This is a genomic window from Deltaproteobacteria bacterium, assembly GCA_016213065.1.
In the GTDB taxonomy this organism is placed as follows: Bacteria; UBA10199; UBA10199; order SPLOWO2-01-44-7; family SPLOWO2-01-44-7; genus JACRBV01.
The window spans coordinates 1-4,973 of sequence record JACRBV010000070.1 but is presented as its reverse complement, the minus strand read 5'-3'; the positions used below and the strand labels follow the sequence as shown (position 1 = coordinate 4,973).

The window sequence follows — 4,973 nt, the reverse complement described above, 5'->3', positions numbered from 1 at the left end:
ATATTTGGAAAAAGATAAAAAGCGCCTTCGGGTTTTAAACATTCCACTCCTTTGATTTTTGAAAGCTCCGCGTGCATCACATCTCTTCTTTTTTGCATTTCTACACGCATTTCTTCCACTTTCTTGTCGCAGTCGGCAAAGGCGGTAACACAGGCTTTCTGCACAAAAGTGGGAATGGAAGTCAGTTCCTGACTCTGCAAAATTTTCATTTTATCGATGATCGCAATCGGCGCCGCCGCAAAACCCATGCGCCAACCTGTCATCGAATAACTTTTGGAAGCGCCGTTTATCAGAATAGTTCTGTCACGCATTTCGGGGCAGGCATGCACAAACGAAGTGTGTTTGAAATTATCAAAAACAAGTTTGTCGTAAATTTCATCCGAGAGAACCAGAATATTATTTTTGGCACAAATTTTTCCCAGCGCTTGAAGTTCTTCCCCGCTATAACACACTCCTGCTGGGTTAGAGGGAGTATTCAAAATAAAAAGTTTTGTTTTCGGTGTGATGAATTTTTCAAGTTGTTTCGGCGTGGTTTTAAATCCGTTTTTTTCATCGGTCGTCAAAAAAACCGGTTTGCCGTCGGCCAACAAAACCTGATCGGGATAGGAAACCCAATAGGGTGTTGGAATCAATACTTCATCCCCTTCATTGAGCAAAACTTGAAGAACATTATAGATCGCGTGTTTTGCGCCGCAGGTTACAATCACTTCATTTGGCGAATAAGAAACGCTGTAATCTTTTTTAATCCTCGCCGTAATTGCCTGTCGCAATTCTAAAATGCCCGGCACAATGGCGTAACGTGTCCAATTTTCGGCGATGGCTTTTTTACACGCCTCTTTTATTTTTTTCGGTGTGTGAAACGTCAGTTCCCCGACGGTAAAATCGGTGATTTTAATTCCCTTCGCCTGAAGTTCCTTGGCAATCGCTGCCGCACTCAGTGTCGGGGAAGGTTTGATTTTTAAAATACGTTTTGAGAATTCTATGGGAGATGGCTTCAAAACGATATTCCTCGCAATGACTTTTTCAGTTTCTTTTCAACAAGCGGATGAATCATTCCTTTGCACGAACCATCCGACAGCAGAATTTCGCGAATAAAAGTGGAGCGAAGATGTGAATATTGTCCCTCGGTCATCATGAAAACCGTTTCCAGCGAGGGGTAGAGGGCCTTATTCACAAGCGCCATTTGCTGTTCATATTCGTAATCGCTCATGGTGCGAATGCCGCGCAATAAGGTCATGATATTTTTTTGTTTCGCGAAATCGACGAGCAGTCCCTCAAACGAGGTGACTTCAATACCTTTATGATCCTTCAACAATTCGCGAAGAAGTTCCACACGATCTTCCACTGTTAAAATCGAACTCTTGGAGGTGTTGGTGGCCACAGCAACAATGAGTGTGTCGAAAATTTTTAAACCCCTCTCAATGATATTGAGATGACCAAAGGTGGGAGGGTCAAAACTTCCGGCGCAGATGGCAATGCGTTTTGTCATTGTGGTTCAAGAAAATCTTGTTTGAGAAAACTTTGTTTGAGAAAACTAATGAGGGTTTGTCCATATTTTCTTTCATCCGTCAAGGAAAGCCCCTCCACATCTCCGATCATTTCCTTGGGATGACGCTCCACAATAATCAGGGTTTCCGAATGAAGCAAAGAACTCTTCGCCAATTCTTTCAGTGTTTTCTTAACAAAATTCTTTTCATAGGGAGGGTCGACAAAAATCAGATCAAATATTTTGTTTTTTTTGGCGAGATAATTAATCGCTTTGCCGGCTGGCATTTCTAAAACAAATCCTTTGTCATCCATTTTGCACAGTTCCAGATTTTTGCGGATCAGTCCTATCGCCTCTTTTCCTGAATCAACAAAAACGCATTCTTTGGCTCCGCGACTTAAGGCTTCAATCCCCACGGCTCCCGTCCCCGCGAAAAGATCCAAAACGCGTAACGCTTCAACATTAAAAAGGATATTGAAGACAGCTTCTTTGACTTGATCCAAAACGGGACGAATGGCATTCGTTTTTGGGGAGATTAAACGCCTTCCTTTGGCAAGACCGGCAATGACACGCATGCATCTTGATTTAATAGAAAAGACCAGTTATGCAAGCACTATGACTAAAGTACCCATGACCCCTCACGGTCACAAAAAACTTCACGAACGTCTTAAACATCTCAAAGCGGTGGAACGCCCAAAAACGATTCAAGCCATTGAAACAGCCAGAGGACACGGCGATCTTTCCGAAAATGCGGAATACGATGCCGCGAAAGAAGCTCAGGGCCAGCTTAATATGGAAATCCGCAATATCGAAGATGCCCTTGCACGCGCACACGTCATTGACCCTTCCACCATGAAACACGAAAAAGTGGCTTTTGGGGCAACGGTCACGATTGAAGAAACCGATTCCGGGAAAAAAACAACCTATCAAATTGTCGGGGTTCACGAATCCGATATCAAAACCGGAAAAATTTCGATCGAATCTCCCATCGCCAGATCTTTAATCGGCAAAAAAGCCGGAGACATTGCCCAAGTCAATACCCCCAAAGGTTCAAGAGAACTGGAAATCATTGAAATTAAATATCAGTAACCAGAAAGTAGCGGCTACATTCTGGTCATAGTCAATTTTTTGACGGCGACCGTCAAAAAAGTGTCATTTTTGACCCCCCTCGTCTAAACTTCGAAATTCTGGATACTCTAACCTATTAAAATCACACATATTTTTAAAACCGCTTTCAGCCTCAAACTGGCACGTAACTTGCTCCTTTCTCCCGTGGGGGGGGAATATGCGTGTTATAAAGCCGATTTTAATTGTTGCATTGTGGGTTGCTCTTTCCTTTATATGGGTCGGTGTGGGACAGAGCGCGGATCGTGTCTGTACCACCACGGAAAATATCGAAAGCTGGCTCACTCCTCATCCTGTTTTGAAAGAATGGTACCAGTTTTATCTTAATCGTCACACTTGTCTTACCGATAAAGGCGATTTCTTCAAAACTTTGGCGAGCAGTGAAACGCTTTCCACAAAAATGAATCAAGCCAGAATTACTTTTGACCAGTTTTATATTCCTCTTTATCATCTTATGTCCGTTGACTGGGATGATGGGGTTAAAGAAGAAAAGGGACAAAATATTCAAAGCGATCTGATTCTTCTCGATCATAGTTTAAAAAAAGTGCTGTCGAATATGTCCAATGACAATCGCCAATATTTTCAGGAAATGGTTTTGCTAGATCTCCCGGGCGAATTTGTTTGATGGAAGTATTTTGTCATCCCTGCTAAGGCAGGGATCCAATAATTGTGAGCGTGTCTGGATTCCCGCCGGAGTTTACCCCGTACCGCGATACGGGGCGGGAATGACATTTTTCACTAGACCTATAATACTCTTGTCATAAAATAGGAACAGTCTTATATCTCGCCTTCATGAATTGGCGGGCTCTTGCAAAAATTCTTGGTTTTTTTTCGTGTATCATCGCTTTTTTGATCGGCGTTTCCGCCGCTATTTCTTTTGTTTATCATGAGAAAGAAACGATCTGGCTTTTCGTTTCGGCATTAATTCCTCTTTTTGGTGGGTTGGGGTTGATGCAAATTTCTTGGGAAACGGATGTGGAAGATCTCTCCCATCGTGAAGCAACTCTTCTGATCACCCTTTTATGGCTTGTAGCAATTTTGTGGGGAGCCTTTCCCTATTATCTCACATTATCCTTCGACAATTATTCTCCGATCTCTTTTCTGAACAGTCTTTTTGAAGCGACGTCGGGATTCACCGCCACCGCGGCTTCTGTTTTAATTCCCACAAAACAACTGGAATTGCTTCCTCACGGACTTTTATTTTGGCGCGCGTTGAGTCAGTGGCTGGGGGGCGTGAGCATCATTATTATGGCACTTCTTTTTCTTCCTTTCATCCGGGCCGGCGGAATGGAACTTTTTCAAACCAGCTCTATTGTGAGAGAAAGACTTCGCCGGCGTGTCGGAGAAACGGCACGCACCGTTTTACTTATTTATCTCAGTCTGACCGCTATCGAAGTGTTTATGCTGACTTTGGGAGGAATGAATCTTTTCGATGCTCTCTGCCACAGTTTCTCCACCATCTCATCGGGCGGGTTTTCGACAAAAACGGAAAATATCGCCGCCTATAAAAGTCTCTTCATCGAAATTGTTTTAATGGTCTTCATGATTTTGGGTACAACCAATTTTGCCCTGCACTATTCTTTCCTGCAAAAAGACTGGTTGGCTTATTGGAAAAGTTCCGAGTTGCGTTTGTATTTAGCTATTCTTCTTGTTTCAACGCTTTTGGTTGGGTGGAACCTAACCTCAAGCAACATTCCTGATAATTGGCGGATCGCCGCGTTCAACACCATTTCGCTCGGTTCAACAACCGGCTTTTGGAATGCCAACGTCAGTCATTGGCCTTCTTTTTCAAAATATATTTTGCTTATTCTAATGTTCACGGGCGGGATGGTCGCTTCTTCTTCGGGTGCCATCAAGTGCTTTCGCATTGCGCTCCTTATCAAATACGCTTATCGCGAAATTTTCAGAATTGTTCATCCGGCCGGATTTACGCCGGTCAAATTGCAGGGGCGCGTGGTCGACAAAGAGGTGTTGGAAGGAGTCACCGCATTTTTCTGTCTTTATATTTTGATTTTCGCGACGGGCGCACTGGTCATGCAAGCGCTTGGATATGATATGGTCGTCGCCTCTTCAAGTGTTGCGGCAACATTGGGAGGCGTGGGGCCCGGGTTCAATGAGTTAGGAGCGGCGGGCGGTTATTTTAGCGTACCAGTTATCGGCAAAATTACGTTGATGCTTTGCATGATTTTGGGCCGCGTCGAAATTTTTCCCGTGCTCGTGATTATGTCCCGTGAATTCTGGAGAAAATAATTCCTCTAACAATCGCAAACCTAGGTGGCGGGGCCTGTCAGGCGAAGGCTTGCACGCCCTCCCAAAAGATCGGGCTGACAAACCTTCGCCTGCCACCCGCCAACATCTGTTT

Annotated in this window: 6 protein-coding genes; 3 read left to right on the top strand and 3 right to left on the bottom strand. The window is 44.0% G+C overall.

Features of this window, described 5'->3' with window-relative positions:
* From HY877_04170 to rsmD, 3 genes are all read right to left on the bottom strand, one after another.
* Nucleotides 1-998: pyridoxal phosphate-dependent aminotransferase (locus HY877_04170; protein MBI5299473.1), on the bottom strand; the 998-nt coding region annotated here is incomplete at its 3' end.
* On the bottom strand, nucleotides 995-1,489 hold the full coding sequence (gene coaD / locus HY877_04165) for a pantetheine-phosphate adenylyltransferase (GenBank protein MBI5299472.1): 495 nt from the start codon (nucleotides 1,487-1,489) through the stop codon (nucleotides 995-997). The genes HY877_04170 and coaD, both read right to left, overlap by 4 nt.
* Complete coding sequence (gene rsmD, locus HY877_04160) at nucleotides 1,486-2,061, bottom strand: 16S rRNA (guanine(966)-N(2))-methyltransferase RsmD (protein ID MBI5299471.1); 576 nt, start codon at nucleotides 2,059-2,061, stop codon at nucleotides 1,486-1,488. The genes coaD and rsmD overlap by 4 nt, the downstream gene beginning before the upstream one ends.
* Before the next feature lie 40 nt (nucleotides 2,062-2,101).
* Here rsmD and greA point away from each other — a divergent pair, with 40 nt between their 5' ends.
* The 3 genes from greA to HY877_04145 all read left to right on the top strand — a co-directional run bounded on the left by greA (nucleotide 2,102) and on the right by HY877_04145 (nucleotide 4,861).
* The gene (gene greA / locus HY877_04155) at nucleotides 2,102-2,575 is read left to right on the top strand and encodes a transcription elongation factor GreA (GenBank protein MBI5299470.1); all 474 of its coding nucleotides are present in this window, start codon (nucleotides 2,102-2,104) and stop codon (nucleotides 2,573-2,575) included.
* Between the two features lie 196 nt (nucleotides 2,576-2,771).
* Nucleotides 2,772-3,236 (top strand): hypothetical protein, encoded by a 465-nt coding sequence (locus HY877_04150; GenBank protein MBI5299469.1) that lies wholly within the window; start codon nucleotides 2,772-2,774, stop codon nucleotides 3,234-3,236.
* A gap of 167 nt (nucleotides 3,237-3,403) precedes the next feature.
* A complete protein-coding gene (locus HY877_04145; protein MBI5299468.1) occupies nucleotides 3,404-4,861 on the top strand; it encodes a TrkH family potassium uptake protein in 1,458 nt (485 codons plus the stop codon).
* The last annotated feature ends 112 nt before the right edge of the window (nucleotides 4,862-4,973 follow it).

Bases quoted from the DNA above. Each gene is read 5' to 3' on its own strand.
- coaD (MBI5299472.1), bottom strand. From the start codon at position 1,489: ATGACAAAACGCATTGCCATCTGCGCCGGAAGTTTTGACCCTCCCACC.
- rsmD (MBI5299471.1), bottom strand. From the start codon at position 2,061: ATGCGTGTCATTGCCGGTCTTGCCAAAGGAAGGCGTTTAATCTCCCCA.
- greA (MBI5299470.1), top strand. From the start codon at position 2,102: ATGACTAAAGTACCCATGACCCCTCACGGTCACAAAAAACTTCACGAA.
- HY877_04150 (MBI5299469.1), top strand. From the start codon at position 2,772: ATGCGTGTTATAAAGCCGATTTTAATTGTTGCATTGTGGGTTGCTCTT.
- HY877_04145 (MBI5299468.1), top strand. From the start codon at position 3,404: ATGAATTGGCGGGCTCTTGCAAAAATTCTTGGTTTTTTTTCGTGTATC.